Origin of the sequence: Haloferax sp. DFSO52, from assembly GCF_048158745.1 — an archaeon.
Lineage (GTDB): Archaea > Halobacteriota > Halobacteria > Halobacteriales > Haloferacaceae > Haloferax.
Map to the genome: position 1 here is coordinate 184,689 of NZ_JBLOPB010000001.1, position 24,480 is coordinate 209,168.

The 24,480-nt window shown below is 62.2% G+C and carries 27 protein-coding genes; 10 read left to right on the forward strand and 17 right to left on the reverse strand.

Annotated elements, in window-relative coordinates:
• A complete protein-coding gene (hemC, locus tag ACK3SC_RS00900; RefSeq protein WP_416838249.1) occupies positions 1–1,116 on the reverse strand; it encodes a hydroxymethylbilane synthase in 1,116 nt (371 codons plus the stop codon).
• Between the two features lie 148 nt (positions 1,117–1,264).
• Between hemC and ACK3SC_RS00905 the strand changes: the two genes are divergently transcribed.
• Positions 1,265–1,660, forward strand: coding sequence for a hypothetical protein (locus ACK3SC_RS00905; protein WP_416838250.1), 396 nt, complete (start codon positions 1,265–1,267; stop codon positions 1,658–1,660).
• Positions 1,661–1,758: 98 nt separating this feature from the next.
• Here the strand turns inward: ACK3SC_RS00905 and hemL are convergent, their stop codons facing one another.
• From hemL to hemB, 7 genes are all read right to left on the reverse strand, one after another.
• Positions 1,759–3,096, reverse strand: a complete 1,338-nt coding sequence (hemL, locus tag ACK3SC_RS00910; RefSeq protein ID WP_416838251.1) for a glutamate-1-semialdehyde 2,1-aminomutase — start codon at positions 3,094–3,096, stop codon at positions 1,759–1,761.
• Positions 3,097–3,206: 110 nt separating this feature from the next.
• Positions 3,207–3,842 carry a type II CAAX prenyl endopeptidase Rce1 family protein gene (locus tag ACK3SC_RS00915; RefSeq protein WP_416839916.1) on the reverse strand — a complete coding sequence of 212 codons (636 nt, stop codon included), beginning with the start codon at positions 3,840–3,842 and terminating at the stop codon, positions 3,207–3,209.
• A 211-nt stretch (positions 3,843–4,053) separates the two neighbouring features.
• Positions 4,054–4,425, reverse strand: coding sequence for a P-II family nitrogen regulator (locus ACK3SC_RS00920; RefSeq protein WP_416838252.1), 372 nt, complete (start codon positions 4,423–4,425; stop codon positions 4,054–4,056).
• A 3-nt stretch (positions 4,426–4,428) separates the two neighbouring features.
• On the reverse strand, positions 4,429–5,799 hold the full coding sequence (locus ACK3SC_RS00925; protein WP_416838253.1) for an ammonium transporter: 1,371 nt from the start codon (positions 5,797–5,799) through the stop codon (positions 4,429–4,431).
• 360 nt (positions 5,800–6,159) lie between these two features.
• Entirely contained in the window at positions 6,160–6,516 is a 357-nt protein-coding gene (locus ACK3SC_RS00930) for a P-II family nitrogen regulator (protein WP_416838254.1), read from the reverse strand.
• Positions 6,513–8,000, reverse strand: a complete 1,488-nt coding sequence (locus tag ACK3SC_RS00935; RefSeq protein ID WP_416838255.1) for an ammonium transporter — start codon at positions 7,998–8,000, stop codon at positions 6,513–6,515. The genes ACK3SC_RS00930 and ACK3SC_RS00935 overlap by 4 nt, the downstream gene beginning before the upstream one ends.
• 295 nt (positions 8,001–8,295) lie before the next feature.
• Positions 8,296–9,339 carry a porphobilinogen synthase gene (gene hemB / locus ACK3SC_RS00940; protein WP_416838256.1) on the reverse strand — a complete coding sequence of 348 codons (1,044 nt, stop codon included), beginning with the start codon at positions 9,337–9,339 and terminating at the stop codon, positions 8,296–8,298.
• Positions 9,340–9,433: 94 nt separating this feature from the next.
• Here hemB and ACK3SC_RS00945 point away from each other — a divergent pair, with 94 nt between their 5' ends.
• Positions 9,434–9,946, forward strand: coding sequence for a DedA family protein (locus ACK3SC_RS00945; RefSeq protein WP_416838257.1), 513 nt, complete (start codon positions 9,434–9,436; stop codon positions 9,944–9,946).
• A 59-nt stretch (positions 9,947–10,005) separates the two neighbouring features.
• On the opposite strand, the gene ACK3SC_RS00950 is transcribed toward ACK3SC_RS00945, so the two are convergent.
• Positions 10,006–10,170, reverse strand: coding sequence for a DUF6757 family protein (locus ACK3SC_RS00950; protein WP_191967095.1), 165 nt, complete (start codon positions 10,168–10,170; stop codon positions 10,006–10,008).
• A gap of 73 nt (positions 10,171–10,243) precedes the next feature.
• Complete coding sequence (locus ACK3SC_RS00955; protein ID WP_416838258.1) at positions 10,244–11,038, reverse strand: PHP domain-containing protein; 795 nt, start codon at positions 11,036–11,038, stop codon at positions 10,244–10,246.
• Between the two features lie 132 nt (positions 11,039–11,170).
• Here ACK3SC_RS00955 and ACK3SC_RS00960 point away from each other — a divergent pair, with 132 nt between their 5' ends.
• Complete coding sequence (locus ACK3SC_RS00960) at positions 11,171–11,455, forward strand: DUF2795 domain-containing protein (RefSeq protein ID WP_416838259.1); 285 nt, start codon at positions 11,171–11,173, stop codon at positions 11,453–11,455.
• 162 nt (positions 11,456–11,617) lie between these two features.
• On the opposite strand, the gene ACK3SC_RS00965 is transcribed toward ACK3SC_RS00960, so the two are convergent.
• Positions 11,618–12,622 (reverse strand): DUF5784 family protein, encoded by a 1,005-nt coding sequence (locus ACK3SC_RS00965; RefSeq protein WP_416838260.1) that lies wholly within the window; start codon positions 12,620–12,622, stop codon positions 11,618–11,620.
• A gap of 149 nt (positions 12,623–12,771) precedes the next feature.
• Between ACK3SC_RS00965 and ACK3SC_RS00970 the strand changes: the two genes are divergently transcribed.
• Entirely contained in the window at positions 12,772–12,948 is a 177-nt protein-coding gene (locus tag ACK3SC_RS00970) for a DUF5786 family protein (RefSeq protein ID WP_416838261.1), read from the forward strand.
• A gap of 24 nt (positions 12,949–12,972) precedes the next feature.
• Here ACK3SC_RS00970 and ACK3SC_RS00975 read toward each other — a convergent pair whose 3' ends face one another.
• Genes ACK3SC_RS00975 through ACK3SC_RS00985 form a run of 3 tightly spaced genes read right to left on the reverse strand, consistent with a single transcriptional unit; the run spans position 12,973 to position 15,582 of the window.
• Entirely contained in the window at positions 12,973–13,668 is a 696-nt protein-coding gene (locus ACK3SC_RS00975) for a hypothetical protein (protein WP_416838262.1), read from the reverse strand.
• Positions 13,669–13,708: 40 nt separating this feature from the next.
• Positions 13,709–14,638: an NAD(P)H-binding protein gene (locus tag ACK3SC_RS00980; protein WP_416838263.1), complete on the reverse strand. Its 930-nt coding sequence runs from the start codon at positions 14,636–14,638 to the stop codon at positions 13,709–13,711.
• Between the two features lie 59 nt (positions 14,639–14,697).
• Positions 14,698–15,582, reverse strand: coding sequence for a YkgJ family cysteine cluster protein (locus tag ACK3SC_RS00985; protein WP_416838264.1), 885 nt, complete (start codon positions 15,580–15,582; stop codon positions 14,698–14,700).
• 117 nt (positions 15,583–15,699) lie between these two features.
• On the opposite strand from ACK3SC_RS00985, the gene ACK3SC_RS00990 reads away from it, so the two are divergent.
• The 3 genes from ACK3SC_RS00990 (at position 15,700) to ACK3SC_RS01000 (ending at position 18,488) form a co-directional block, all read left to right on the forward strand.
• Positions 15,700–15,903 carry a hypothetical protein gene (locus tag ACK3SC_RS00990; RefSeq protein WP_416838265.1) on the forward strand — a complete coding sequence of 68 codons (204 nt, stop codon included), beginning with the start codon at positions 15,700–15,702 and terminating at the stop codon, positions 15,901–15,903.
• Positions 15,904–15,975: 72 nt separating this feature from the next.
• Positions 15,976–17,877, forward strand: coding sequence for a helicase C-terminal domain-containing protein (locus tag ACK3SC_RS00995; protein ID WP_416838266.1), 1,902 nt, complete (start codon positions 15,976–15,978; stop codon positions 17,875–17,877).
• A 416-nt stretch (positions 17,878–18,293) separates the two neighbouring features.
• Entirely contained in the window at positions 18,294–18,488 is a 195-nt protein-coding gene (locus tag ACK3SC_RS01000; protein ID WP_416838267.1) for a UPF0175 family protein, read from the forward strand.
• Between the two features lie 162 nt (positions 18,489–18,650).
• On the opposite strand, the gene ACK3SC_RS01005 is transcribed toward ACK3SC_RS01000, so the two are convergent.
• The 3 genes from ACK3SC_RS01005 to ACK3SC_RS01015 all read right to left on the reverse strand — a co-directional run bounded on the left by ACK3SC_RS01005 (position 18,651) and on the right by ACK3SC_RS01015 (position 21,467).
• Complete coding sequence (locus ACK3SC_RS01005) at positions 18,651–19,778, reverse strand: 60S ribosomal export protein NMD3 (RefSeq protein ID WP_416838268.1); 1,128 nt, start codon at positions 19,776–19,778, stop codon at positions 18,651–18,653.
• Between the two features lie 102 nt (positions 19,779–19,880).
• Entirely contained in the window at positions 19,881–20,507 is a 627-nt protein-coding gene (locus ACK3SC_RS01010) for a phosphoribosyltransferase (RefSeq protein ID WP_416838269.1), read from the reverse strand.
• Between the two features lie 69 nt (positions 20,508–20,576).
• Positions 20,577–21,467 carry an NAD-dependent epimerase/dehydratase family protein gene (locus ACK3SC_RS01015; protein WP_416838270.1) on the reverse strand — a complete coding sequence of 297 codons (891 nt, stop codon included), beginning with the start codon at positions 21,465–21,467 and terminating at the stop codon, positions 20,577–20,579.
• A gap of 116 nt (positions 21,468–21,583) precedes the next feature.
• Here ACK3SC_RS01015 and htpX point away from each other — a divergent pair, with 116 nt between their 5' ends.
• The 3 genes from htpX to radA all read left to right on the forward strand — a co-directional run bounded on the left by htpX (position 21,584) and on the right by radA (position 24,368).
• On the forward strand, positions 21,584–22,465 hold the full coding sequence (gene htpX / locus ACK3SC_RS01020; protein WP_416838271.1) for a zinc metalloprotease HtpX: 882 nt from the start codon (positions 21,584–21,586) through the stop codon (positions 22,463–22,465).
• A gap of 81 nt (positions 22,466–22,546) precedes the next feature.
• Positions 22,547–23,152 carry a PspA-associated protein PspAB gene (gene pspAB, locus ACK3SC_RS01025; RefSeq protein ID WP_416838272.1) on the forward strand — a complete coding sequence of 202 codons (606 nt, stop codon included), beginning with the start codon at positions 22,547–22,549 and terminating at the stop codon, positions 23,150–23,152.
• Positions 23,153–23,336: 184 nt separating this feature from the next.
• Complete coding sequence (gene radA / locus ACK3SC_RS01030) at positions 23,337–24,368, forward strand: DNA repair and recombination protein RadA (protein ID WP_416838273.1); 1,032 nt, start codon at positions 23,337–23,339, stop codon at positions 24,366–24,368.
• Positions 24,369–24,480 lie beyond the last annotated feature (112 nt).

Below are 24,480 nucleotides of genomic sequence, written 5' to 3' on the forward strand. Positions count from 1 at the left end.
TTACTCTTCCTCTTCCTCTTCTTCTTCCGCTGCTTCCTTCCGCGCAGCTTCGACGAGTTCGGCCGCACCGCGCTCACGAAGGCTCGCTGCGAATTCGCGGGCGGCGTTCGCGTGGTTGCCGACCGGCAGGTCACGACCGGCGTTGATGGCTTCCGACCCGTCGGTTGCGAGCACCTGCACGTCCACGTGGACGTGTTCTCCCTGCAGGAGTGCGTGAACGCCGACCGGTGCGATACAGCCGCCACCGAGCTCGGCGAGAATGGTGCGCTCGACAGTCGTCTCGACACGCGTTCGCGGGTGGTCGATTTTGTCGTGGACGAGGTCGATAATCTCGGGGTCCGAGGCCGTCACCGCGATTGCACCCTGTCCGGGTGCGGGGACGAACGACGTTCGGTCGAGGCGTTCGTACTCGATTTTGTCCGTGAGTCCGCTTCGCTTCAGACCCGCCTCTGCGAGGACGATGGCGTCGTACTCGGTGTCGACCTTTCGGCCCATCGCCTGTCGCTGGAGTTCGGTGAGGCTGTCGAACCACTCGTCTGGCCGTTTTTCGAACTTCCGTTCGTAGTCGGTCTTGCCTTTCTGGCCCTTGGCTTGCTCGTCGTCGTCGATTCGCGCTTCGTGTTCGCGCTGGAGGCTCGTCGCCAGCAACTTCTCGACGCGCGTATCGACGTTGCCACGGAGCGGCGCGACTTCGATGTCGTCGCGGTAACTGCGCAGTTGGGCCTGTCGCCGAAGCGACGAGGTTCCGACGACTGCGCCCTCGGGGAGTTCGTCGATATCCTTCCCGTCGGGGGTGACGAGAACGTCGCCTGCGGGTGCGCGCTCGGGAACGCCCGCGACGACGAGATTGTCGGGTTTCTCCGTCGGCATGTCTTTCATCGAGTGGACCGCCGCGTCGACCTCGCCGCTGAGGACGCGCTCGTCGAGTGAGCGGACGAACGCGCCCGTCTTGCCCAGTCGGTGGATGAGTTCGTCCTGAATTCGGTCTCCTTCGGTCTCGACTTCGACGAGTTCGACGTCGAGCCGTCGGGTCGCGAGCGCCTCCTGTACACTCGCGGCCTGTGCAAGAGCGAGCGCCGACCCTCGCGTCGCCAAGCGAAGCGTCCGTGTAGTCATACGCAGAAGTCTGGCGTCCGCGTTGAAAAGCCCACCAGTTCGCCGCCGGTGCGGTGGCGCGTGACGCGCCGCACACCAAGTACCCAAATACGTGCGAGTGGTCCGCCAGAGGGAAAGAGGCATACTCACCCCACGCGACGACACTTCCATGCCCTCTCTCGGTTCTATCGCCCGTCAGGTCGGTGATTTCGTCGTCGTGGCGCTCTTCTTCTTCGCTCTGACCTCGGTGTTTGGACCACTGGACCCACTGTTACTCTCGCTCGGCATCGACCCGCCGTGGTTTCTCGGTGCCGTCGCCGCGGGCGGTGTGGGTGCCGTCTTGCTGCTCTTTCGCCCGCTTCGCCTTCGACTCGTGGTTCGCGTGTGGCTTGTCGGCCTCGTCACCACGGTTGTCACGACGACGCTGCTCGTCTTCCTGAACCTGCAGGAGAGCCCCTTCGGAATCCTCTCCGCGTGGATTCTCGGCGTCGGTCTGGGTCTCGTTCTCGCGTACCCGCCGCTGTGGAGACGGGCGGAAGCGAGACTGCGAGTGGAAGAAGAGTAGGTTGTCGAAACGGCGAGTGGAAGAATAGGACGAGGGCGAGACGGCGAGTGGACGTAGAGAACGTGGCCGAAACGGCAGGCCGAAGCAAAGAACGTCGCTTACAGCGCTTCCTTGTAGGCTTCGAGCGTTTCCTCGATATCTTCGTCCGTGTGTGCGTAGGAGACGAACTGCGACTCGAACTGGTTCGCGGTGAGGAAGATGCCGTGGTCTTTCATCTCGTGCCAGAAGACACGCTCCCAGCGGTCGGTTTCGGCGCTCGCCACGTCGGCACCGGTTTTGGGACAGGCGTCGAAGTTGTCGCAGGAGTCGTCCTGTACGCAGCCGCTCTTACAGGCGTCCGAACGGCCGCTCGCTCCGTGACGCGTGAAGACCGTCTTGAACATCGAGTCCGACCCGACGACGGTGTACTCGGGAGCCTGGTCTTCGAGGATGTCGGAGATACCGGTCCGGAGTCTCTTGCCGAGGCGGTTGATGTGGTCGTAGACGCCGTTTTCTGCGGCGTACTTCAGATACTCGTGACCGGCGGCCATCGCGACCGGGTGGCCGGAGAAGGTGCCTGACTGGAAGACGTTCCCGCTGGGGGTGAACTGCTCGATGAGTTCGGCTTTGCCGCCGATTGCGCCGACCGGGAACCCGCCGCCGATAATCTTGCCGAACGTCGTGATGTCGGGTGTGACGCCGAACTTGCCCTGTGCGCACTGGAGGCCGCCGACGCGGAAGCCGGTGATGACCTCGTCGAAGATGAGGAGCGACCCGTGTTCGTCGGTCACGTCGCGGAGCGTCTGGAGGTAGCCATCGACGGGGTGGACGATGCCCATGTTCGCGAGGATGGGTTCGGCCATGACCGCCGCGATGTCGTCGCCGTGTTTTTCGAACACGTCGTGAATCGCTTCGGTGTCGTTGAACGGGACGGGAATCGTGTGTTCGGCGAACGAGGAGGGGATGCCGGCCGTACTCGGGTGAGCGTCGTCGGGCCCGCCGTCGACGAGTGTGGACTCCTGTGCGCCGTGATAGCCGCCCTGCATGATGACGATTTTGTCGCGTCCGGTGACGCCTCGGGCGAGGCGGACTGCCGAAACAGTGGCTTCGGTTCCGGAGTTGACGAAGCGAATCATCTCGACAGAGGGGACGTGTCGGGCGACGAACTCGGCGTGTTCGACCTCGATTTCGGTGGGTGCACCGTACATCGGGCCGGCGGCGGCGTGTTTCTGGACTGCCGCCTGGACGGGTTCTGGGGCGTCGTGGCCGTACAGAAGCGGCCCGTAGCCCATCACGTAGTCGATGTAGCGATTCCCGTCGGCGTCGATGACGTGCGCGCCGTCACCGCGTTCGACGAAGAATGGGTACGGCTTTGTCGCCCGAACCGAGGAGTTCACGCCGCCTGCGAGGACCGAGAGCGCTCGGTCGTACAACGCACGGGACTCGTCGTGTCTCATGGCCGGCGGTTCGCCCCCTCGTGGCAAAGACCTTACTGAGTCGTTTTACTGGGCCGTTCTACTGGGCCGTTCTACTGGGCCGTTCTACTGGGTCGTTCTACTGGGTCGTTCTACTGGGTCGTTCCTTCGGCGGTGGTGCCAGTGGTCGACCCCACTAACAGCAACCCGGCGGCGTCGTTGAGCGCGTGGATGGCCATCAGGGCTACCACGTCGCGGACGAGGAGGTACATGACCGTCGTCAACAGTGCCGGGACGGCGATACGAACGACTGCGTCACGGTTCCAGCCGAGTGCGTGGCCGGCGGTGAACGCGACGAACGAGACACTCCCGGCGAGGAGTGGACTTCCGGTCGCTTCGAGGAGTCGCTCGATAGCGTAGCCGTGAAACAGGGCTTCTTCGGTGACGCCAGCAGTGAACGCGACGAAGAGGCGATGGCGTCGCGACAGCGTCCCGAACTGCGACAGTTCGCCACCGAGGCCACCGACCCCGACGCGGTCGAAGAGCGGTGCCGTCACCACGTTCGCGACGAGCAAGACCACGACGCCGCCCCCGACGACGGCGACGAACGAAGGCGGGTCGAGTGAGCGACCAGACAGCGACGAGAGTGGTCGACCTTCGACGACGACGACGTAGCCACAGAGCAGAGCAAAGACGCCCCATTTCGAGATGTCGCTCACGAACAGGTCGGTTCGTGGGTCGTCGATGTCGCGGAGATACCGGTCGGCACCGACGCCAACGATGGACATTCCGGCGAGTGCAATCGTCAGGCCGCCCACGAGTTCCACACTCAGCACGGGGGGACACCGTTCATCGTCACATCGCTTCGCGCGGAGGAGAAAAATGGTTTCGCGTGGGTCCGGCTCTCGCCCCGATGGCGGGCCGACCGTCTCCTTCGGCCGTGTGAATATCGCAGCGTCGCCCCTCAGCGATGGAGAAAAATCGGAAAAAGCGGGAGGTTCAGACCGCGTCGCGTCCGGTCTTTCCGGTTCGGACCTGATACGCTTCCTCGACGGGGAGGATGAATATCTTGCCGTCACCTTTCTCGCCCGTGTGGGCGGCCTCAGCGATGGCGTTGGCAACGTCTTCGGCGGGCGTCTCGGCGACGACGCACTCGACTTTGACCTTCTGGTGGAGGTCGACGGTGTACTCTTCACCGCGCCACTGGCTCTTCTTTGCGGGTTGCGAGCCGCGGCCAGAGACGTTCGAGACGGTGAGTGACGGTGCGCCCACTTCCGCGAGCGCCGTCTTCACGTCCGCGAGTTTGTCGGGGCGAATGATGGCCATCACGAGCTTGATACCACCGTCGTTTGGCAGGTCAGCGTTGCTCATGAGTTATTCATCCTCCCGAGTCGACATGAAACCACTCCCGTGGGGAATGCCGGACCCATCGGCACGGATTCCGGTGTCCGGGTCGCGGGACCCGAACTCGGGGTAGGTATCGACGCCGTGTTCGGCCGTGTCGAGACCCTGTCTCTCGTGGTCGGCGGAGACGCGGGCCTGTCCGACGGAACGGAAGACGCCGAAGACTGCGGCAGTCGCGAGGAACGTCCAGAGGGCGATGACGCCGACGCCGATGACTTGCGGCACTGCCAGCGAGACGAACGATGCGCCGCCGTGCCAGAGTGGCATGGCGAAGACGGGGTAGAGGAGCGTCCCGAGGACGCCCGCAGACCCGTGGACCGGGAAGACCGCACACACGTCGTCGATGCGGAGGCGTTTTTCGACGAATTCGAAGACGATGGGAAGCTGTGCGCCGGCGAGGAGGCCGACGATGAGCGCACCCGGCCAGATGATGTCGTCTGCGATTGCGGTGACACCGACGAGGCCTGCGAGGAGGCCGTTGGCAACGTAGAGGGTGTCAACCTTTCCAGTCTTGTACATGGAGACACCGCCCGCACCGATCGCGCCGGCGGCCATACCGAGGGTGGTCACGAGGGCGACGCGGCCGACGTAGGCGAACGACCCGAGCGTGATTTCGCCGTCAGCGTACGCGAGCGGTGCGGCGGCGGTGCCGACGTTGAAGCCGTACCAGCCGAACGCGAGGATGAGCGTTCCGAGCACGGCGAACGTGATCGAGTGACCGGGGATGACGTTCGCGGTTCCATCGGAATTAAACCGATTCATGCGCGGGCCGATGAGCCACGCGGCGGTGAGCCCGGCGATGCCGCCCATTCCGTGGACGATCATGCCGCCGGCGAAGTCGTGGAAGCCGAGTCCACCGAGGAAGCCGCCGGCCCACGTGACGCCGACGACGACGGGGTAGATGATGCCCGCGATGAAGATGGTGTACGTCAGGTACGCACGGAGTCTCGCACGACCAGCGACGGCACCGGAGACGATGGTGGCGGCGGTCATGGCGAAGACGGCACCGAAGAGCCAATCGACCCACGCCGTCGTTGCCGACGCGTCAGGTGCGTAGAGACCCATGAATGCGTCAGTGATGGTCGTCGAGGGACCACCGGTGACGCCGGCGACGATAGCTGAGACGGCCGCACCGAGGAGGAAGAACACGATGACGCCGATACTCCACGTCAGGAGGTTCTTCGTGAGTTGATTTGCGACGTTCTTCGCACGAACTTGCCCGGCTTCGAGCATGGCGAAGCCAGCGTGCATGAAGAAGATGAGGAACGTGACGGTCAGAACCCAGACGAGGTTGACGCCTTCGACGACACTCGCGAGGTCAGCCTGGAGCGGTGTCAGCATACGATTCCTCCGGTTGGCGATTCAGGGACGGACGCAGTTGGACGGTCGTTCATGTTAGTGCTCGATTCGCGACCAAATGTTTCGCGAATCATGGGAGAAAGTATTCACATGGGAGTACATAATCATTTGCGTTGACAATTGTCCTAATATAGTCGATTTATACGACGTATGTCCGCTTTAAAATGGGATATGATTTATTTAAGGTCGTAAGTCACGGACTAACTGGACAAATGTTGCCGAGCAATTTGACGTATGTAGTGTAAGAAAACTGACGTGGGGTCTGGGGCACAATCGAGACCCTCCAGCGGGATGTTGCCGCGAGCGCGGCGGCGAAGGACAGAGTTAATCGGTGTTATGTGCTCAAACTGCTGGTTTTCCCTCCTTGCCAGTCCGGACCTGCACCGCCGCTTCGACGGGGATGACGAACACCTTGCCGTCACCTTTCTCGCCCGTGTGGGCGGCCTCAGCGATGGCATCGACCACGTCTTCGACCGGCGTGTCGGCGACGACGCACTCGATTTTGACCTTCTGGTGGAGGTCGACGGTGTACTCTTCACCGCGCCACTGGCCTTTCTTCGCGGGTTGCGAGCCGCGGCCAGAGACGTTCGAGACGGTGAGCGACGGGGCACCCGCTTCCGCGAGCGCCGTCTTCACGTCCGCGAGTTTGTCGGGGCGGATGATGGCCATTACGAGCTTGATGCCGTCAGCGTCGCTCATTGGTCGTCACCTCCTTCGACTGCGGTGTTGGCCTCGCGTTCGGCCGTGTTACCGCCGTCAGTGCGCACGTTTTGACCACCGTCGGACGTTTCGTCCGACGAGTTCTCACCGATGGTGACACCACCGTCGGTGGCCGCAGGCGCGCCGAGTCCACGGTCCGGGCCGGAGTCGCCGACGAACTCGGGGTAGACCGAGACGCCGTGTTCGCCGAGGTCGAGGCCTTCGACTTCCTCTTCTTCCGAGACGCGGAGGCTGAAGAGTGCGCTCGTCGCGACGAGGACGACTGCGGATGCGACGATGGTCCAGAGGGCGATGATACCGACGCCAGCGACCTGCATGACCAGTTGCGTGGCGGAGAACCCGCTGACTGCGAACACGGGGATGAGGGCCGTGCCGACTGCACCTGCGACGCCGTGGACGGCGAAGACGCCACACACGTCGTCGATATTGAGCGTGTCGACCGTAAAGCGGTACGCGGGCAGGACGATTGCACCGCCGAGTGCGCCGAGGATGAGGCCGCCCCACCACGTGACGTGGGGAACAGCGCCCGTGACGGCGACGAGACCGGCGAGCAGACCGTTCGCCATCCAGAGGGGGTCGGGTTTGCCCTGGTATTGCGTCGAGACGATGACCGCAGCGACTGCGCCGGCACCCATGCCGAGCGTGGTCACGAGTGCGACGCGGCCGAGTGCGGCACCCATGAACTCGAGTCCACCGCTCTCGGTGGCCGCGAGGACGGTCGCCTGCGTGCCGACGTTGAAGCCGTACCAGCCGAACGCGAGGATGAGCGTGCCGAGGACTGCCAGCAGCATCGAGTGGCCGGGAATCGGTTGACTGTTACCGTTCTTGTCGAAGCGTCCCTTGCGCGGGCCAACCATCTTTGCAGCGACGAGGCCGGCGACACCACCGCACATGTGGACGACGGTCGCACCGGCGAAGTCGAGGTAGCCCGTCCCGAGAATCGCACCGAGGTATCCGCTTCCGGCGAGCAGGCCGCCGGACCACGTCAGGCCCTGCACGACGGGGTAGATGATGCCCGTCATGACGGCCGCGAAGACGACGTACGCACGGAAGTCCATGCGTTCTGCGACGGCACCGGAGACGATGGTGGCGGCGGTCATGGCGAAGACGGCACCGAAGAGCCAGTCGATCCACGTTCCGGAGTCACCGATGTACGAGAACGCGGCCGCGACCGAGAAGCCACCCGGCGAGGTGAGGCCGCCGATTATCGTCGCCACGCCCGCACCGACGATGAAGTAGACGAGGACGCCCAGCGCCCAGTCGGTCATGTTCTTCATCAGGACGTTGCCGACGTTCTTCGCGCGAACCTGCCCCGCTTCGAGCAGCGCGAAGCCTGGCTGCATGAAGAAGATGAGGAACGACACGACGAGGATCCAAACGTAGTTGACCCCTTGCGCGATGACTGATGGGTCGACTTGCAGTGGCGTCACGTGTGTCCACCCCCGAGATTGAGAGGTGAACATTCGGGTACTTTTCTACTGAATCCGTGTGGATTGTGGTGCTTCATCACGGTTGGGCTTCATGGTGAGGTAATACATAAAGTATAGGGTTGAAAAACACAAAGATATTGGGGCGTAATACCACACTCGAACAAAATTGGTTAGAATATTACGCATATAAGGTTGTATACCGTCCACAATCTATGCGAATGTTTCGCGAAGAGTGGACGAACGTTCAGGAAAATGTTGCCACGAGTGGGTGATTTGGCCGTGCGCACTGCCGCTTCGACGCCCTTCGGACCTCGGTGGCCACCAGTCGTTATCTTTCGGACGTGAGTGTCTCGGCGACACTTTCGGCGAAATACGTGATGATGAGGTCCGCACCGGCACGCTTCATCGACAGCAGTGACTCGTGTGCGGTTGCGTCGAGGTCCAACCAGCCTTTCTCGGCGGCGGCGTGGAGCATCGCGTACTCGCCGGAGACGTTGTAGGCGGCGACAGGGTGGTCGAAGTTCTCGCGAACGGCCCGGATGATGTCGAGATAGGGCAACCCGGGTTTGACCATCAGCACGTCTGCTCCCTGTTCGACGTCGAGGGCGACTTCGCGCATCGCCTCGCGGGCGTTGGCGGGGTCCATCTGGTAATGTCGCCGGTTACCGAAGGCGGGTGCGCCATCTGCGGCGTCGCGGAAGGGTCCGTAAAAGGCGCTCTCGTACTTCGCGGCGTAGGACATGATTGGGATGTCGCTGTATCCCGCGGCGTCCAATCCCTCGCGAATCGCACCGACCATTCCGTCGGTCATCGACGATGGGGCGACCATGTCCGCGCCCGCCTCGGCGTGCGAAACGGCCGTCTTGGTGAGCAGGTCGAGTGTGGGGTCGTTTTCGACGGTCAGCGTCGGGTCGTCTTCGGCGTGTTCCTCGACGACTTCGCCGCGGCGAAGCCGCTCCCAGCTCTCACTCGCTTCGCTCGTGAGAACGCCACAATGTCCGTGGTCGGTGTACTCACAGAGGCACACGTCGGTGATGACGTACGCGTCCGTCTCGGCAGTGATTCGCCTGACGGCCTCCTGTACAACTCCATCGCTCGCGTACGCGCGCGACCCCTCGGCGTCTTTCGACTCGGGGATCCCGAAGACGATGACTGCCTCGACGCCCGTCTCGCGGACTTCGGCCACGCGGTCAGCCGCGTCTGAGAGCGGGACGCGTTCGTGGCCCGGCATGGACTCGATCGGAATTCGCTCGTCCGTGGTGGCGTCCACGAAGACGGGCGCGACGAGGTCTGTCGCGTCGAGCGACGTCTCGGAGACGAGCGGTCGAATCCCGTCCGAGCGAAGTCGTCGCGGGCGGTCGGTGAGGTCCATACCCTGCCTTCGACAGGTGGGAGCAAAATGGCGTCGCTCTCTGTTCGACTGACGGTCACAATCGATTTGCACGTCCTCGGACTACAGACAAACGATGAGTTCCGTAGTCCCCGAGCTGCCGACGTTCCTCTACGACCTGCTGGTGTCCGACGCGGCGTTCGTCGCGCTCTTCTTGGTGTTCGTCCTCGAAGGCGCGATGCTCCTCTACGTCGCACCCAGTGAGTTGCTCGTCCCGGGTGCGCTGGCGCTCATCGGTGAGAGCTATCTCCTCCCCATCCTCGCGGTCGCCGTCGCCGGCGCGACGGTCGGTCAGTTCCTCCTGTTTCTGGTCGCGAAGTACGGTGGCCGAGAGTATCTGCTCTCTCGGTCGTGGTTCCGTCTCGACGAGTCGAGACTCGACAGGTTCGACGCGTGGTTCGATCGCTGGGGACCGGTCGCCATCCCGGCGAGTAACGCGATGTTGTTCACGCGCGGAATGCTCACCGTGCCCGCGGGGTTCGCAGAGATGTCGTCTCGGCGGTTCGTCGTGCTGTCGGCGACGGGGACGCTCGTCTTCGAGAGTGCGCTCGCGGCGCTCTACGTGTTCGGTGGACGAATCATCGGGTAAAAGCCCGTTCTGACGGATGGTAGGAGGTGCTTACTCGGGGTGCGTCCGTGGCTAGGCCGTCACTTTGTTCGGTTAATGTCGAGTTTTTCTTTCAAGCCTTTGAGTTCCTCAGACTCGGCGAGTTCCTCGACACGTTTGCGGAAGTGGCGCTCACAGAGGCCAACCTTGATGTGGTCTTTCTCGGCCGCATATGCGGCCTCACGGTCGCAGTAGTGACACTGCATACCCGCTCATCAGTCGTCACAGGATTTAAGTTTACGCCCCCGGGTAATCCGGAGTTATTACCTGGCTAACCAGTTAGAGTCCCGGCATTTTGTCAGCGAACCGAACATACGCTGATTTGGGAGGACCGGCCCGGCCGAGCGTCTCGTCGTGTGCGTCGCTCCCGCCAGTCGCGAGCAAGTCGTACTCCTCGATTGCCGCGTCCACCAGTGAACTGTCAGTGTCGTATCCGTACGGATAGTATCGCTCGACTGCGTCGAGGTCGGCACACAGGTCGAGTGCGCCTTTGGTGTCGCGATACCGGAAGGGGTGTGCGAGCCCCACGACTGCGCATGCGTCGTTCAGCACGCCGACGCCGTGGTCGAACGAGGGGAGGTCACGCGGGACGTAACACGGGCCGTCTGCGCCGATGAGTTCGTCGAACGCTCCCTGATAGTCGTACGGAGCGTCGCTGACGTCGATTGCGTGGGCGATGTGTGGACGGCCGATACCCTCGTGAATGTCGATATCGAGGTGGACGCCAGTGGTCTCTTCGACGTAGTCGACGATTTTCCGTGCGCGTTCGACGCGGTTTCGCTGCAGTCGCTCGACTTCAGCCTGGAGCCCATCGCGCGGTTCGACACCGTATCCGAGGAGGTCGACGCGTCTCTCGCCCGCGTCGACACGGAGTTCGATGCCGTGGATAATGGTCACGCCGTCGCGTTCGACGACCGGACCGTCGAGTTCGGGGTGATACCGGTCGTGGTCTGTGACTGCGACCACGTCGACACCGCCTGCGCGTGCCGCGTCGGGGAGGCGGTCGATCGTGAGGCGACCGTCAGACGCGGTCGTATGAAGGTGTAAATCCGCGACTGGGCGGTCGTCGTCCATGAAACGTCATCGACGTGCGGGGGCAACAAACCTTGCGCCGAGTTCTCAATTAAGGATGATTAAGGACTATCGATTCTCTAAGGACAATCATGGAAAATCATTAAGAATGATGCCCGGATTTGTGTGGCTGTAATGCGCCTGAATGGACTCGGCGACGCAATCGATCGCCACGAATACCCGACTAGCTCGACAGACTTCGCCCAACACTATGGGGACGAAGTAATCGAGCTTCAGAACGGTCAGGAGACGGTCGCAGCGATTCTGGCCCGTCTCGGAGACGAGACGTACACCTGCCCGCAGGACGTGCGCGATGCCCTCTTCACCGGTGTTGGCCACGAGGCCATCGGTCGGCGGTACTACAGCGACCGCGACCCCTCACCGCTCGGCGAGGACGGACCAGAGATGGTCTCGTTCTAAGTACTGCGAACCCTCTGGTACTTTCTTCGAACACACCTCGACCCCGGATAGCCACCGGCTCGTCGATGAACTGCGATACTGGGACCGACTCGACTACTGAGCAGAACGCGATTCGATTACTCGACAGAACCCAACTCGACTACTGGACAGAACGCGATTCGATTACGAGAGCCACTCGAGGTCTACGGGCACCGAACCTTTCGAGTAGCCTTCGACGTGTCCCGATGGCCGGAGTCTGAACACGACTGCCGGTCGATGACGGACGTCAGGTTGTTCACCCATGATGGCGGACCAGTCGTCGTCGGGGAACGACGAACAGTCGACGAAGAGCGTCACACCACCGCCGTGTTCGGCGAGTTGTCCCTCGCCGTTGGTCTTGGTCTGTGCCGTGTCTCGAATCGCAGCGACCGGGTTGCTCACAGCACGTCGGTCCGGTGGAAGCGGCCGCGTCACCTCGATGAGCGCGCCACCGGCACGAGTGTTCTCGGCGCGGAAGTCGATGGAGTGCCCCGTCGCAACTTCGATTTCTGGTGTCACCTCGTAGCCCGCTTCGGTGAGGAGGTACGCCACGTCGAACTCGCCCATCGCTGCGGCCATTCTGGTGGGGTCGAAGTACTCGGACGTGCCGAGTTTGCCGGCCATCACCTCGCGATACTCGTCCAAGACGCCCGTCGCGAAGAACGCCTCGTAGAACTCGAGCGCCTCGTCGCGCGTCGCGTCCGGGAACCCCGCCGCGTGGTCGGCGAAGAACGACTGCGTCGTCTCTCGGCCGTCTTTCGAGAGGAACACGGGGAGGAAGAACCACGAGAGATGGGGATACGGCTTCAGCCACGGCGACTCTTTGAACAGTTCCGCGATGAGTTCGCGCTGGGCCCACCGCGACATCTCGAAGGGTGCGTCACTGAACGCCTCTTTGTCGGTTCGCCACAGCGAACTCGGTGTCTCGGTGTTACCGACCCAGTACGCGTGGTCGTCGGTCCACGCTAACAGCGCGGTATCACCGTTGTCCATGTCGAAGCGTCTGGCCTCGTATCCCGGTGGTGGGTCGTACCACGGGGCGCTCATCGTCGCGCCGAGGTTCTCATCGAGGGGCTGAAACACGTCGCGGGTGACCCGCGACAGGTCCCAGCGACCGGGGGCTAAGCGAAAGCGAAGGGGACGTGCCACATATGGTGTTGTTCGGCAGGTGGTTTTATGCTTTCCCGCTGGCGGCCCATCTGTGCCGGTAGTTTCGCCCCGTTTACGACAAATAGTGTCAATATACTGAATGTCTCCGATAAATATATGTGGTATACACATACATGGTATGGTGTATCATGTCAATGGGTGCCTACGATGAAGCCGAACACGAACGCCGTGAGCGAATGACGAGCCAGGTCGAACCCGGCACCGACGACGACCGGACGACCTACCATGGAACCATCGAGTACGACTCCGGCGACTCGGCGGATGCGCTCCTCGAACAGTTCAAGCAGATGAAGTCCGACAAGTAAGTCGGTTTACTCCTTATCCTGGGCTCACGTCCGTATGAGCGCCGCTGCCGTCACTGAAACGACGGTAACGGCGACGACGTGACCGCTCACCGCGAGCAGCAGGATTGGCTGGTCGAGGATGAACGGAACTAACAGCACCTGTGTGACGCCGAATCCGACGTTCAACAGGTTCACTCGCCGCATCTCTCGAGCGGTCGGTTCGTCGAACCGATAGCGGAGTGCACCCCAGAGGCCGACGACGGCCGCCCACCACGAGGTGCCGATTCGGTAACAGAGGTCCCACAGAATCAGGAGCATCAAGTAGACGACGACGATTGGCGGGTCGGGGCCGAAGAGGACCGTCACGAGTGGTGTCGTCGACTGCCGTGGGTCGAAGACGAACAGGTGCGTGACGAGTGCGACGAACGCGAGGATGCCGAGGACGACTTCGATACTCGACCCGAAGAGGAGTCGTCGATACGGTGTCGGAACTGCGGCGGCGCGGGTTCGTTCACCCATTCGGAGCATCACGACGCTGCCGACAGCGGCGACGACGATGGCCGCCGTCCCGGCGAGTGCAGCGGTCCAGAGGTCGTACACCCACGCAAAGAAGAGCACCGCTGTCTCGAAGATGGCAATCTGGAGCGCGATGGCACCTCGCTCACCGAAATTGACACCCGGAAGCGCGCCGACGATGCTCTCGTACACCCACGTTTCGCCGTAGTTTGGCGCGTCGCTCATCGCGTCGTCCTCTGTTCTCCGACCGTATCAATCACCGTCGTCACGAGGCGTTGGTCTTCGATTCGATGGGAATGTGCAACGACTCGGGCTCGTCGTGTAACGCACGTTCGACCGCAACGTCGAAGGGTGTCTCGTCTATCGGGATGATGTCTCGGATTCGGTCGTCGTTGACGACGACTGGGTTCTTCAGCCCCTCGATGAGTGGTCGGGCGACGTCGGTATCGACGTCGGTCACGAGTCCAATCCAGTAGGAAGATAATCGCGGAGACAACACGGGCACCGAGACGATTCGCGGTGCGTGTCCGAGATGAACACCGACTTGTTGGAGCATCTCGCGGTACGTGAGTACGTCAGGACCACCGATTTCGTACGTTTCCCCCGCTGTCTCAGGATGGTCGAGCACGCCGACGAGGTAGGCGACCACGTCGTCGATCGCGATGGGCTGGCACTTCGTTTCGACCCACTGCGGCGTCACCATCACGGGGAGGCGTTTCGCGAGCTGTTGCACCATGTCGAAGCTCGCACTGCCGCTCCCGACGATAATTGCTGCCCGAAGCGTGGTGAGTTCGAACGACCCCGAGCCGAGAAGATGCTCGACTTCCCGCCGCGAGCGCAGGTGCGGTGACAGCTGGTCGCGTTCTTCGCCCAGTCCACCGAGGTAGACGACGCGTTCGACACCAGCGTCCGATGCCGCAGCGACGAAGTTACGCGCTGCGAGGCGGTCACGTGCTTCGAAATCCCCACCCGAACGCATGGAGTGGACGAGGTAGTACGCCGCATCGACACCCGCCATGGCTGGGGCGAGCGTCGCCGAATCGAATACGTCGCCTTCGACGACATCGACTCCCGACGGGCCTGTGTATCGACCCGCGTCGCGGACGAACGCGACCACGTCGTGGCCAGCGTCGAGGAGGGCAGGGACGAGTCGGCGGCCGACGAATCCGGTCGCTCCGGTTACGAGGACTCTCATGGTGTATGGGAACGCGCCTCAACGTGTTAAACTCTCGTCAGCGGCTGTCTTGGAGCTGCTCAGTTGTCGACGTGAATCGCATCCCATCCCGCCGTCTCGGGCGCACCACGCGCCACTTCCACGTCGTCTGCGTGTGGTGCGTGTGTCGCGGGTGCGCCGAGTTCCGTCACTGCGTCGTCCCACACGTCGATGAGTTCGCCGGCCCACGATGTCGTTTCGAGCGTCTGTGCCCGCGCGTCTCGTGCGCGTTCGTCGTCGACTTCGGTCGAACCGGGGTGTGAACCGACTGCAATTCCGACGAACTCTGCTCTGTCCGCGGGTGTGAGCGCTCGGTTCTGGAGTCGCTCGACAACGCCCGTGAGCCGGGCTGGGTCTGGGTGGACGAACAGTTTCGCGCCGAGTGCGTGCGGACCGAGGAGGAGGCCGTGTTGGTCCGCTGGGGGCGTGTCGTCGAGGAGTCGCTCACCACCGTGCGTCGCTTCGACGCGTTCGCATTCGGTCTGTTGGTCGAGCGTGAGATTGTGCCCGGGATACTCGGCGCACTCGTCAGGGTAGAGGTCGGTGTCGTGGATGCGGCACTGGAGCGTCTCTGGGTCGAGGAACGTACACGCGCGAAGCCACGTCCGTTCGAGACCGAACGGTGCGACCGGTTTCGGTGGTTTGCGCATCCCGACGAAGAACGCTGGCTTCCCGCCGATGCTCGCCACTTCGATACCGTCGATTTCGATGCCGTCGCCGGCTGGGACTTCCCAGAGTCTCGGGGTGAGAACGTCGCCGAGTCCGGCGTCGACGAAGTTACGAATCTCGTCGCGGGTCAACGGCACGAGATTGTACGTGTCGTCCAGTGGTGCACGCGGGCCGCGTCGCTCGTGGTCCAGCGAAACGGGCGAGACTGGTCGCCAGTCGATACAGCAGCCGGCACAACCCTCGCAGTCGACACGCATGCCATAGAAGTTATACGCCGAGCGACATGAACCCCCCGGCAGTCCAGCGCCATCGGGTGACGCCGGACCACCGGTCAGGGCGGGGTGTTTTTCTCGCTTCGTCGCCTCACTCGTCGTATGACCTCCCAACCGTGTGACGCCTGTGGGAAGGGCGTCCGCATCGCCGGCGGTATCGGTGACATCTGGAACTTCCCAACGTCGTCGTCTGGCGGGATGACGCTCGAACTCGTCGACGGGTCCGAACACTTCCTCTGTTTCGAGTGTATGGAGCAGTTGCCGGGTGACCGTGAACCGACCGCAGAAGACGTTGCGGGACTCTAACACCTCGTTTTTCTCCTCAGCAGTCTCGACTGGGAGCGGTGGATTTAGGCGTCCGCACCGACAGGAACCATCGTGGACCCGTCACGCATCCTCGACTCGTTCCCCGCTCCCAGTTTTCGCGGCAATCAGGAGCAAGCCCTGCGTGACATACGCGACGCGTTCGAGGGCGGCAAGGACGTGGTGCTGGTCAGAGCACCGACCGGCAGCGGGAAGTCACTCCTCGCACGCTCCATCGCGGGCGCGGCCCAGACCGTCGAAGAGTCGTCACCCGCAGACGCGACGAACGCCTACTACACCACGCCGCAGGTGTCGCAACTCGACGACGTCGCCGAAGACGACCTGCTCTCGGACCTCAAGATAATCCGCGGGAAGTCGAACTACAACTGCATCATTCGGGGCGAAGAGAACACGCCCGTCAACCAGGCACCCTGCGCCCGCGAACGCGGATTCGACTGCAGTATTCGACACCGGTGTCCGTACTATTCGGACCGCGCCATCGCGTCGAATCGCCAGATTGCGGCGATGACGCTCGCGTACTTCATGCAGACTGCCGGGTCGGACGTGTTCCGCAAGCGCGACGTGGTCGTCATCGACGAAGCACACGGACTGGCCGAGTGGGCCGAGATGTACGCGACTATCGACCTCAAACCCCGAACCGTGCCGGTGTGGGACGATATCGGCGTCCCGGACCTCTCGGAGGCGGGCGACCCGGTCGAACGCGCCTCGCGATTCGCCCAGACGCTCGTCGGCGTCTGCAAGCGGGCGAAAGACGAGTTGCTGACGAAATCCGAGTTGACTCCGGAGGAGGCGGCCCGTCGCGACCGATTTCAGGAACTCATCTCGGAACTGAAGTGGTTCGTCGAAGATTATCGCGACCCGCAGAGTCCGACGACGTGGGTCGTCGACCAACACGACGGCGAAGGCTCACCGATAGCCATCAAACCGCTCGACCCGGCGAAGTACCTCCAGCACACCGTCTGGGACCGAGGCAACAAGTTCGCCCTCCTGTCGGCGACGATTCTGAACAAAGACGCGTTCTGTCGGTCGGTCGGACTGAACCCCTCGAACGTCGCGCTCGTGGACGTTGGCCACACGTTCCCGGTCGAAAATCGGCCGCTGTACGACGTGACACAGGGGAAGATGACCTACGAACACCGCGACGAGACGGTCCCCAAAATCGCCCGTCTCATCGTCCGATTGATGGCCAAACACCCCGACGAGAAGGGGTTGATTCACTGCCACTCGTATGCGATTCAGGCGGAACTTCGTCGGCGACTCGCCGAGATGGGGCTCGGCAACCGCATCCACGGCCACGACAGAGACAACCGGAACGTCGAGTTAGAGACGTGGAAGGCCACCGACGACCCGGAGGTGTTCCTCTCGGTCAAGATGGAAGAGGCACTCGATTTGAAAGGTGACCTCTGTCGGTGGCAGGTGCTCTGTAAAGCGCCGTATCTCAACACGAACGACTCGCGCGTCGCCCGACGCCTCGAAGATGGGCAGTGGGCGTGGTACCGCCGCGCCGCCTTACGGACTGTTATTCAGGCCTGTGGCCGGGTCGTCCGCGCGCCTGACGACTACGGCGACACCTACATCGCAGACAGCAGTCTCCTCCAACTGTTCGAGAAGACGCGCTCCGACATGCCCGGGTGGTTCGCAGAACAGGTCGACCTGATGTCGAAACCGGACCTCCCCGAGTTCGACCCGGTTGCCGCCGGTGGACGTGGAAGCAACGCTGGTCGGAAGCAGACGAACCTCGGCGGGCAATCGAGCACTCGCTCGACGTCTCGGTCACAACGCTCTCCGAATGGGTCGTCCGCGACTGGGTCAGGTGGTTCAGGCGGTTCAAGCGAGTCCGGTGGGTCAGGCGGGTCTGGAAGTGGCCGGTCGTCGGGACGCAGTCGCTCGACAGGCAGTGGGTCGAGCGACGATGGGCGGGGTAATCACCCACTTTCGGACGTGTGGGGCGAGTGATTACAGAACGAAACTGACGCCGGACAGTAGCATCGAACCCATCATCAGCGCCACGAGTATCAGTGCGAGCAGTTGCTGGCGGTCCATACTCATGGCCTCGTCCAACCGCTAATTAACGCTTTTCCACCGATTGTCGAACGTGATACCGGCGAGACGACGTTCATATTTCTCGACTTCAGTACTACTGGATTAATATGTATTAATATATCGTAATACTGGTAAAATACTCGCTCCGTCCAAGGGTACCCGCCGCGACGACACAAATCCTCAATGATTGTTAATGGGTCTGTGCGTTTGAGGTAGCAAAATCCGAATAAACTCGACATATGTAAACACATATGCTCCTTAATCATGTATCTGGCACGCTTTCTCACGAAATAGTTAACAATGAGGGGGTTGATATCGATATATCGGTCATGCACTCCACCGCACTCGCCACGGCGATTACACTGTATCGTAGTGGAACACTGACGCTCTCACAGGCGGCAACCCGGTCTGGATACTCCGCGGACGAACTCGTCGTCGCCCTCCACCGCCACGGTGTCCCCGTGCGAGAGGAAGACGCGCCCACTGCAGTCACGTCGGCCGATCACTCTGCGAGTGCGGACTGAGCACGACTTCGACTGATTCTCCGACGTTCTGCGTCTCGATTCGTTCCGACACGAAAGCGACTGGTGTCAAGCGAAAAGCAGCGGTGTGTTCGAATCCCATCGCGCTCGCGCGACGGACATCGCAAACGCTTCGCGTTTGCGCAATCCCGCGTGTGTCCGTTATTACTCGTCTTCGTCGTCGACGGCGTCGTCGGGGACGATGTGAATTCCCGACTGACTCTTCAGCACCGGAACCATCGCGGCGTCCGGGTCGAAGTAGTCCGGTCGAGGAATCGTCTTCGCTTCGAACGTCACGGGGTCGAGTACCTGCACTGCGTACTCGTCTTCGACAGTGACGACGGTCGTCTCTTCGACGTCGTCGGTCGACCCGAGATGTTCTGCGTCGGGTCGTTCACCGTCTTCGAACTCGGATTCGTAGTCGTCGCCGCTGGCGAGTCGAACTCCCTTGAGTCGTCCCCGGTTGCTCCTGACGAGGACCGGTCCGTCGCCGTCTTCGGGGTCGATGATGTCGCCGGCAGTGTAGCGCGGCAGTCGGTTGACGAAGGTGACGCGGTAGACTTCGTTCCCATCACCGTCTTCCGTGACGAGCGTCGGGTGTTCGTCGATCGTCCCACCCAGTCGCTCGCGGATCTGTTTGGCGACGCTGCTTCCCATCTTGTTGGTCGAAATCTTGATGTTCGGGCCGTTGGGCGTCCGTTTGATGCTCGAGATGAACGCGTCGCGGTCGCCTTTCTCTTCACGTTCGGCGATGTAGGTTTCGGCGATCTCGATGGCTTCTTCGGCCTCTTCTTTCGTCGGCGTTCGGTCGTCGGCGCGGACCTGGAGGAGACTCGCGAAGTAGCCACCGGCGATGCGGCCACAGCGCTGGCACGTCTCGCGGGAGATGCTCACCGGCACGACGATCGATTCGTCGACTGGCGTGCCGCGGACGATACCCGAGAAGTGGCAGTGCATCCGGATGTTGTTCTCGTCTATCTGTTCGGGTTCGACGCCCCAGCTGACTTCCTGTGCGTTGAGGTGGACACCGAGCGAGTTCGACACCTCTTCGATAGCGATGTCGGTGTAGTCGCGGGCACCGACGTCCACCCACCGGTTTCCTCGGTGAATCGCACCGCACTGCGCACAGACGTGGACCTGTACCTTGTCGGGCGCATCGACGAGGTCGAAATCCTCGAAGTAACACGAGTCGCAGACCACGTCGTCTCGTTCACGCGGCATTCCGGGGAGCGGGTCTGCTCGCTCTGGAATGGGGTCCCCACATCGGGGACAGAAGTCGCGGGATTCGCTCATCGGCGGGTCTAGTCCGTTCGGGCGCTTAAGTTCCGCGTCATGCGTCCGATAGCCTCCGCTCGTCTCAAGGCCAGATGTTCAACCCGGTGGTCACCCCGATGGTCACTCGGTGTCGAGATACGCCGCGGCGTCTTCGTCCGATACTTGCGAGAAGTCGCGGTAGAACACCCCAACTGCGCCGAACGCCTCGGGGGATTCGACGGTGACGACGGCGTCGCATTCGTCTGCGAGTTCGCGCACGGTGTTCGGCGGCGCAACTGGCACGGCGAGGACGACGCGTTCTGCCCCGCTGGCGACGACCTGTCGCAGACAGGCACGGGCGGTTGCACCCGTGGCGACACCGTCGTCGACGACGATGACGCGCTTGCCTTCCACGTCGGGGAGTGGGCCGTCACCGCGGTACAGCAGCACTTTCTCGCGGGCGGTCTCCGCCTCACGTTCGCGCTCTCGTTCGAGATACTCGTCGTCGACGTCGAGGTACGACAGGAGTTCGTCGTTCCACCACGCGCTTCCATCGCCAGCGACGGCCCCGAGTGCGAGTTCCGGGTTCCCCGGCGCGCCGACTTTCGACGCGACGACGACGTCGAGCGGTGCCATGAGTCGGTCGGCCACTTCTCTGCCGACTGGGAGTCCTCCCCGGGGGATGGCGAGGACGAGGTCCGCCTCTTCTCCCTGCTCGTCGAGCAGGTCTGCTAGCCGCCGGCCCGCGTCTTTTCTATCGGCGAACATGTTATCTGGTCATATGCACCCTGCCGGGAAAATGATGTGCCTTATTTTCGTCCGACGCGGGCGGGCTACTCACTCCCAGAGCGCCGGTTTCGGCACGGATTCGTCGGTGGCCCGTCGCCACGAATGGGCTGGTTCCCAGTCGAATAGTTCTCCTGCTTTGACCGTCGAGAGGGCCGATTCCTCGCCGTCGAGAGTACACTCGGCCGGCAACTCGCCCCAGAACTCCTCGACTGCGTCAGCAGTTGGTCGTCCGAGGTACGTCTCTGCGGCCGCCGCGTGGATTGCTTCGTGGCCGTCGACGGGCGTGTCGAGCGCGGCAGCGACGAGTTCTGCCACGTCGCGCACGTCCACGTAGGACCAACAGTTGCCCGCCCCGCCCGCGAGGTCACCCGATTCTGCGACACCGCGGCAGTTGTACTCGCCGGGATACTGAATCCACGACGGCCGAATCGCACACGTCGAAGCGCCGTACTTCCGTGCGACCATCTTCGACACCTCCTCGCCCGCGACTTTGGCAGTTCCGTAGGGGTCTTCGGGTCGAAGTGGGTGGTCTTCGGTGATGGGGAGGAAGTCGGGGAGCGGCGTCTCGTCTGCGAACGCGAATCCGTACGCACTCTCGGAGGAGGCCCAGACGATTCGCGCGTCGGCACGGGCGGCAGCGACGAGGACGTTGTACGTCGATTGGACGTTCGTCTCGAAGACGCGGGTTCCAGCGTGGCGCGTCGGCGACGGGATGGCCGCCCAGTGGACCACTGCGCCAGGGTCGATATCGGCCACGAGGTCGGCGACCTCACCCATGTTCGTCAGGTCGGCAGCGCGGAAATCGAGGGTCTCGCGGGCATCGATTTCGAATCCTGGTTGGTCGAGGTCCACGGCGACCACGTCGTACTCGTCGGCCAGTCGGTCGGTAATCCAGCGACCGGAGCGCCCGAGTGCGCCGGTGACGATGACAGTTTCCATATGTTGTCGATTGTAAGCGAGCGTGCTAAAGCCACGTGTCTCAGTTTGGTCGCCAGCAGTGTGCTACCTTGTCGCATTCCAACAGCGTTTATTAGTCGGATTACTAATCACGGGGTATGGAATGGAAACCGGACTGGGGACTTCGCGGGCGCATGGCGTTTACGATGTTCCTCCTGTTCGCTCTCTACATCGTCTTCGCAGGGGTGTTGGCCCTTTACTTCACCAACCTCTCTGTCGTAGTCGCGTTCATGGGCATCTTCCTCTTCGCCCAGTTCTTCTTCAGCGACAAAATCGCGCTCTACAGCATGGGCGCACACGTCGTCGACGAAGACGACGGGCCACAGGCGGCGAAACTGCACGCGATGATTGGCCGTCTCTCCCAGCAGGCCGACCTGCCGAAACCGAAGGTGGCGATCTCGGATTCGTCCATGCCGAACGCCTTCGCGACGGGTCGCTCGCAGAAGAGCTCGGCCGTCTGTGTGACGACCGGCCTGCTTCGCACCCTCGACGACGACGAGTTAGAGGGTGTGCTCGCGCACGAACTCGCACACGTGAAGAATCGCGACGTGATGGTCATGACGATCGCGTCGTTCCTCTCCAGCATCGCGTTCCTCATCGTCCGCTGGGGCTGGTTGTTCGGCGGCGACGACAACCGCCAGAACATGCCTGTCATCGTCGCAATCGCCGCGTCGCTCGTCGTCTGGATTATCTCGTACCTGCTCATTCGGGCGCTCTCGCGCTACCGTGAGTTCGCCGCAGACCGCGGGGCGGCAATCATCACGGGCCGACCATCGGCGCTGGCGTCTGCCCTGCTGAAGATTTCGGGCCGGATGGAGAACGTCCCCAAGCGCGACATGCGCGATACCTCGGAGATGAACGCGTTCTTCATCATCCCAATCAAGTCCGACTTCATCGGAAAACTGTTCAGCACCCACCCATCGACCGACAAGCGCGTCGAGCGCCTCCGCGACATGGAACGCGAGATGGAGACGTTCTAACCCGGACTCGATTCCGCTCTCGGTTCGATTCGCTTTCGTTTCGATACACCCTATAAGTTCTCGGACACCCTAGCGATGGCTATGGGACTCTTCGATTCACTTCGGTCTGTCCTCGGAATCAGCGCCGAGTCGGACGCGACGACTCGGGCCGACCCCGACGACCTCTTTGGGATGAGTACGGCGTATCTGACGATGGAGGCTGACCTCGGATTCGACTCGGCCGACGAAGCGGCACTCTGTTTTTCCTCTGTAGACAGCACCGACTTCGCAGACACCGTCGACTCCGTCGAAGCCATCCTCAGCGCCGGGAGCGAAGAGACTGGCACGGAGTTCAAGCGCCACACTGACGAACACGGCTACAACTGGGTCGTCCTCACAGACGACGACCCGGAGGACCTCGTGACGAGCGTCCACTTCGCAGCAGACGAGTTCATCGAGCGTGGCTACGGATCTCGCCTCCTCGCCGCACTCTTCGGATTCCGAAAGGGAGGCGACAGAGCCTACTGGATTTACTCGTTCCGCCGGGGCGCGTACTACCCATTCTCGCCGCAGAGCACGTCGAAGCGAAACCAGAAACTGGAGTTCAAACTCGAATCCGTCCTCGACGGCGAACTCGAAATCGAAGACGACGAAGGCTACTGGTACCCGCTGTGGCCCTCGACGCCCGACGGCCACCCGTGGGAGTGACGACGAACAACTGCTTCTGAGGTCTCTTTTTCCTCACCTCGACGCTCTGTTCGCACCGCAATCTGTGCGGCTTCCGACTTGAACCCTCGTCAGACGCTCGTCATCGGCCCCTCGAAGTCTATCGATTTCACTTTCACTCTGCTGTTAACGAGGGTTTATGGTGGTATAGGCGGAACGACGATGTATGGCAGAAGACGATCTCGAAAGTCTCCCCGGAGTCGGCCCAGCGACCGCCGACAAACTCACGGACACCGGCTACGACAGCTATCAATCGATTGCAGTCGCGAGCCCGAGTGAACTCTCGAACAAGGCTGACATCGGTACGAGCACTGCGTCCGACATCATCAACGCCGCACGAAAAGCCGCTGACATCGGTGGCTTCGAGACCGGTTCGATGGTTCTCGAACGGCGCATGCAGATCGGCAAGCTCAGCTGGCAAATCGACGAGGTAGACGAACTCCTCGGCGGCGGACTCGAAACGCAGTCCATCACCGAAGTGTACGGTGAGTTCGGTTCCGGGAAGTCCCAGATTACCCACCAACTCGCAGTCAACATCCAACTCCCCAGCGAATTCGGCGGCCTCGAAGGCGGTTGTATCTTCGTCGACTCCGAAGACACGTTCCGCCCCGAGCGTATCGACGACATGGTCCGCGGCCTCGAAGACGACGTGCTCCAGGCGACGATGGACGACCGCGGAATCGAAGGCTCTCCAAGTGACGAAGACGCGATGGACGCGCTCATCGCGGACGTCCTCGACAAGATTCACGTTGCGAAGGCGTTCAACTCCAACCACCAGATTCTCCTCGCCGAGAAGGCCAAGGAACTCGCCGGTGAACACGAAGACACCGACTGGCCGATTCGACTGGTCTGTGTCGACTCGCTCACTGCCCACTTCCGCGCCGAATACGTCGGCCGTGGCCAGCTCGCAGAACGCCAGCAGAAGCTCAACAAGCACCTGCACGACCTGATGCGCATCGGCGACCTCTTCAACACGGCAATTCTCGTGACGAACCAGGTCGCGTCGAACCCCGACTCCTACTTCGGTGACCCGACCCAGCCAATCGGTGGCAACATCCTCGGCCACACCTCGACGTTCCGTATCTACCTCCGCAAGTCCAAGGGCGACAAGCGTATCGTCCGCCTCGTCGACGCGCCGAACCTCGCCGACGGCGAAGCCGTCATGCGCGTGCAGGAAGCCGGTCTGAAGCCCGAGTAAGGTTCACACTCTGTTTCCTCTTCCCCTTTTCCACCGTTCGGGAGCGGAGCGACCGAACGGGCCGAGGAACGACCAACGGGAGTGACGAGGCTTTTGGTCCAGCTTTTGCCGA

Coding starts and splice junctions, on each gene's coding strand:
- hemC (WP_416838249.1), bottom strand. CDS start 1,116: ATGACTACACGGACGCTTCGCTTGGCGACGCGAGGGTCGGCGCTCGCT.
- ACK3SC_RS00960 (WP_416838259.1), top strand. CDS start 11,171: ATGCGCCTGAATGGACTCGGCGACGCAATCGATCGCCACGAATACCCG.
- ACK3SC_RS00945 (WP_416838257.1), top strand. CDS start 9,434: ATGAGTTCCGTAGTCCCCGAGCTGCCGACGTTCCTCTACGACCTGCTG.
- htpX (WP_416838271.1), top strand. CDS start 21,584: ATGGAATGGAAACCGGACTGGGGACTTCGCGGGCGCATGGCGTTTACG.
- ACK3SC_RS00975 (WP_416838262.1), bottom strand. CDS start 13,668: ATGAGCGACGCGCCAAACTACGGCGAAACGTGGGTGTACGAGAGCATC.
- ACK3SC_RS01000 (WP_416838267.1), top strand. CDS start 18,294: ATGCACTCCACCGCACTCGCCACGGCGATTACACTGTATCGTAGTGGA.
- ACK3SC_RS00930 (WP_416838254.1), bottom strand. CDS start 6,516: ATGAGCGACGCTGACGGCATCAAGCTCGTAATGGCCATCATCCGCCCC.
- ACK3SC_RS01005 (WP_416838268.1), bottom strand. CDS start 19,778: ATGAGCGAATCCCGCGACTTCTGTCCCCGATGTGGGGACCCCATTCCA.
- ACK3SC_RS00990 (WP_416838265.1), top strand. CDS start 15,700: ATGACCTCCCAACCGTGTGACGCCTGTGGGAAGGGCGTCCGCATCGCC.
- ACK3SC_RS01015 (WP_416838270.1), bottom strand. CDS start 21,467: ATGGAAACTGTCATCGTCACCGGCGCACTCGGGCGCTCCGGTCGCTGG.
- ACK3SC_RS00950 (WP_191967095.1), bottom strand. CDS start 10,170: ATGCAGTGTCACTACTGCGACCGTGAGGCCGCATATGCGGCCGAGAAA.
- pspAB (WP_416838272.1), top strand. CDS start 22,547: ATGGGACTCTTCGATTCACTTCGGTCTGTCCTCGGAATCAGCGCCGAG.
- radA (WP_416838273.1), top strand. CDS start 23,337: ATGGCAGAAGACGATCTCGAAAGTCTCCCCGGAGTCGGCCCAGCGACC.
- ACK3SC_RS00925 (WP_416838253.1), bottom strand. CDS start 5,799: ATGCTGACACCGCTCCAGGCTGACCTCGCGAGTGTCGTCGAAGGCGTC.
- ACK3SC_RS00905 (WP_416838250.1), top strand. CDS start 1,265: ATGCCCTCTCTCGGTTCTATCGCCCGTCAGGTCGGTGATTTCGTCGTC.
- ACK3SC_RS00920 (WP_416838252.1), bottom strand. CDS start 4,425: ATGAGCAACGCTGACCTGCCAAACGACGGTGGTATCAAGCTCGTGATG.
- ACK3SC_RS00970 (WP_416838261.1), top strand. CDS start 12,772: ATGTCAATGGGTGCCTACGATGAAGCCGAACACGAACGCCGTGAGCGA.
- hemL (WP_416838251.1), bottom strand. CDS start 3,096: ATGAGACACGACGAGTCCCGTGCGTTGTACGACCGAGCGCTCTCGGTC.
- ACK3SC_RS00935 (WP_416838255.1), bottom strand. CDS start 8,000: ATGTTCACCTCTCAATCTCGGGGGTGGACACACGTGACGCCACTGCAA.
- ACK3SC_RS01010 (WP_416838269.1), bottom strand. CDS start 20,507: ATGTTCGCCGATAGAAAAGACGCGGGCCGGCGGCTAGCAGACCTGCTC.
- ACK3SC_RS00955 (WP_416838258.1), bottom strand. CDS start 11,038: ATGGACGACGACCGCCCAGTCGCGGATTTACACCTTCATACGACCGCG.
- hemB (WP_416838256.1), bottom strand. CDS start 9,339: ATGGACCTCACCGACCGCCCGCGACGACTTCGCTCGGACGGGATTCGA.
- ACK3SC_RS00980 (WP_416838263.1), bottom strand. CDS start 14,638: ATGAGAGTCCTCGTAACCGGAGCGACCGGATTCGTCGGCCGCCGACTC.
- ACK3SC_RS00985 (WP_416838264.1), bottom strand. CDS start 15,582: ATGCGTGTCGACTGCGAGGGTTGTGCCGGCTGCTGTATCGACTGGCGA.
- ACK3SC_RS00915 (WP_416839916.1), bottom strand. CDS start 3,842: ATGTCCATCGTTGGCGTCGGTGCCGACCGGTATCTCCGCGACATCGAC.